The sequence below is a fragment of the uncultured Mobiluncus sp. genome (assembly GCF_947254095.1).
Lineage (GTDB): Bacteria > Actinomycetota > Actinomycetes > Actinomycetales > Actinomycetaceae > Mobiluncus.
The window spans coordinates 1-3,412 of record NZ_CAMYBV010000052.1 but is presented as its reverse complement, the minus strand read 5'-3'; the positions used below and the strand labels follow the sequence as shown (position 1 = coordinate 3,412).

Annotated in this window: 3 protein-coding genes; 2 read left to right on the top strand and 1 reads right to left on the bottom strand. The window is 56.7% G+C overall.

What is annotated here, in order from left to right:
* Positions 1-164: DUF2437 domain-containing protein (locus Q0X47_RS08575; RefSeq protein ID WP_297725062.1), on the bottom strand; the 164-nt coding region annotated here is incomplete at its 3' end.
* A 558-nt stretch (positions 165-722) separates the two neighbouring features.
* On the opposite strand from Q0X47_RS08575, the gene gltX reads away from it, so the two are divergent.
* A complete protein-coding gene (gene gltX / locus Q0X47_RS08570) occupies positions 723-2,276 on the top strand; it encodes a glutamate--tRNA ligase (RefSeq protein WP_297725059.1) in 1,554 nt (517 codons plus the stop codon).
* A gap of 133 nt (positions 2,277-2,409) precedes the next feature.
* Positions 2,410-3,412: methyl-accepting chemotaxis protein (locus tag Q0X47_RS08565; protein ID WP_297725056.1), on the top strand; the 1,003-nt coding region annotated here is incomplete at its 3' end.

Genomic DNA, 3,412 nt, shown 5'->3' with positions numbered 1-3,412 from the left:
GCGACCAGGCGCACGTCCGCCAGTTGCAGGATTTGACCGGTGGGGGTGATTTTGTCGGGACTGTACAGGGGGTTTTCCGCCAAGACCGTAATCCGGTCCGTGTCGTCCTCCATCACGCCAAAACCGTAGGTATCGTCGCCTTTATCAAAACGTATAACTCGCATGGGGTCAGTTTATCAATCGCGGAACTGCGCGTCCCATCCGGTGAGTATGCGGGATTTGGGCCGCGAGGTTTGGCGGCGTTCGGGGGCTCTTAGTCGCAGAAATACTTGGAAAGCTGCGCTTTCCGTACCGCTTCCTGGACTTTGGCAATGCCAGCGAGCTTGCGCTGCCAAAGTCTGCGTCGCGGTGAGAGAGCGGATTCGGTGGGGGCGCTTCGTCGCGGGGGCGCTCGCGAGAGGCGGAAGGGGGAGTACCCCCTCGCGTTTTGCGCGACTATTGTCGCAAAACGCTCACCCCCCAGCCTCTCGCTGAGTCGCCCCCCTGCTCCGGTCGCGCCCGGTACCCCGGTTCGGGTCACTCTTGCGGATAAAAGGTGGGATTTAGGCAGTAGCTGCCATTATTGGCAGCTACGACCCTATTTTCACCTTTAATCCACGCACACCCCGATACCGAGGAAAGTTTCACGCCCGAACAATGCTGAAATCTGGTTATAGACACCAGTATCTGCCCCGGAACAGCGATTCGAGGCTCCTCGGAAAAAAGCTTTGAGCCGGGGATATATGATTGACTCTGTGATGAATACCGAATTGCCTGAAGTCTCTGCAATCCCTGTGCCGCCTGCGGACGGACCGAAAACCCGCGTGCGGTTCTGTCCCTCCCCGACCGGCACCCCCCACGTCGGCATGGTGCGCACCTGCCTGTTCAACTGGGCTTATGCGCGTTCCCAAGGGGGGACTTTCGTGTTCCGTATTGAGGACACCGACTCGGCGCGTGACTCCGAAGAATCCTTTAACCAGATTCTCGAATCGCTGGACTGGCTGGGCTTGGATTGGGACGAAGGCATCAACGTGGGTGGCCCGCACGGACCCTACCGCCAATCACAGCGTATGGATATCTATCGCGAAGTGGCTGGTCAGCTGCTAGAAGCGGGCTTTGCGTATGAATCTTTCTCGACTCCCGAGGAAGTCGAGGCGCGTCACCGCGAACGCGGCGAGGATCCGAAGCTGGGCTACGACGGCTTCGACCGCGACCTCACCGCTGCCCAGCGCGAGGCATACCTAAAAGAAGGCCGTAAACCTGTGTTGCGTCTGCGAATGCCGGACGAGGACATCACCTTCACCGACCTGGTGCGTGGCGACATTACATTTAAGGCTGGCTCCGTACCCGACTACGTCATCGTGCGCGCCAACGGAGAGCCGCTCTACACCCTGGTGAACCCAGTAGATGATGCGCTGATGGAGATTACCCACGTCCTGCGCGGCGAGGACCTGCTGTCCTCCACCCCCCGCCAAATCGTGCTCTACCGGGCACTTTATGCCCTGGGGGTGGCGAAGTTCATGCCCTATTTCGGGCACCTGCCTTACGTGATGGGCGAGGGAAATAAGAAGCTCTCCAAGCGGGATCCGGAATCGAACTTGTTGCTGCATAAACAGCACGGCATTATTCCCGAGGGCTTGGTCAACTACCTGGCGCTGCTGGGCTGGGCATACGCCGCGGATAACGATATTTTCAGCCGCGAACAGATGGCGCAGGCTTTCGATATCCGTGCCGTAAACCCGAACCCGGCCCGGTTTGATCTTAAGAAATGCAACGCGATTAATGCCGAGCATATCCGCCTGCTGGAGGTGTCCGATTTCACCCGTCGGACGGTGCCTTTCCTGGCGGCAGCCGGTTTAGTCGAGGCAGAAGAATACGATTCCCTGAGCCAGGCGCAACGCGCCGTGCTGGATCAGGCGGCATCGCTGGCACAAACCCGTGTTCAGCAGCTGGATCAGCTCCCGGGACTGATTGGGTTCCTGTTCCGTGACGACGTGGAATACGACGAAAAGGCCGTCTCGAAGTTGAAAGGTGAGCCCGCCGCGATTCTGGAGGCGGCTGCTAAAGCGCTGGAAACCGCAGGCGACCAGGCATTTGCCGACGCTGAGACGATTCACGAGGTCTTGAACACGGCGCTCATTGATGGCTTGGGCGTCAAGCCGCGCGTGGCTTTTGCGCCGTTGTTTGTGGCCATTACCGGTACAAACGTATCCATCCCGGTTTTCGATTCCATGGGTATCCTGGGGAAGGAAGAAACTCTGCGGAGAATCAGAAAATTTACCGATTTCTTAGGTTAACTTTCCTCCCAGGGGGAGTTTTTCTTGATAATTCTCTAAAAAGCCCTAATTTTCCTTGGTATTTTTAATATACTTAACTCCGATAGTCAGACACTATCCGATTGACACGGATGTGAATAATCAGGAGTTGCAAGTGAAACAAAAGAAGCTTTCTGTCGCTATGAAGACCCACATCATAGTGCTGCTCACGGCAGTACTGTTGGGTCTGATGCTAATCTACATGATTATATCGTTACAGGCATACCGGGGAGTATTCCAAGAAGAGGTTGCCAGCTTTGACGAAGTAGAATTGGTCGAAGACGCCAGAATCAACTGGTCCAATCTTCGTTCCCAAGACATTATGCTACTCACCCAGCTGCAAGCTGGAAAGATTGGGAACCTGAGCGGCTCAGGCGATACCGTCAACGAGGTCAACGAGTTGCTGGGTAAGGTCAATGACGGCCTTGGCAGTCTCGAAAAGGCCTCGCTGACCAGCGAGCAAAAGGCCCTGGTCGCGGATATGCGCTCCGCTGCAGAAGACTATTCCGCAGCGTGGGCTCAGTTCACCCAGAATGCGGCTGGCAACGAAGCCCAAGCCGTGGATGCCTCGAATGTCTTTGGTCGGTTCCAAGAAGAAAATGGTTTCGTTTTCGCGGACAAGTCTCGTGCCCTGTTGGACACTTACGAGGCCGAACGTGAGGCTTCCGCACAGGCGCGAGCCTCTACCGAAGGCACCACCATCGTCATCTCTATCGTTATCCTCGTTGTGGGAGCGGTGCTGGTTTTCTTGATGGTGCGTTTGCTGGTAGCTCCCATGATTAAGTCGGTCCGCGCCCTCTCCGCTGGAATGGACAAACTGATGGGAGGCGACTTCACCGCTGAGGTACAGCGTCAGAGCAGAGACGAGGTCGGCGATATGGGCGACCACTTCAACGATGCTATGGGCGGCTTGCGCCAAAGCCTCGCCGTAACCGTTGGGGCGGCAGAGAACGTCGGCAAGATTACCGAAGGGATTGGGGAAGGCTCTCGCGGAGCAGTGGGTGCCACCCAGAAAGCAACCGACTACATCAACAGCGGAGCGGCGGCGGCTGAACAAGTTTCCCGCTCTATTCAAACCGTCGCTGCTGGTGCGGAGGAAATGAGCGTCTCGATTAAAG

Excerpts from the sequence above, each read along its gene's own strand:
- gltX (WP_297725059.1), top strand. The coding sequence starts at position 723 with ATGATTGACTCTGTGATGAATACCGAATTGCCTGAAGTCTCTGCAATC.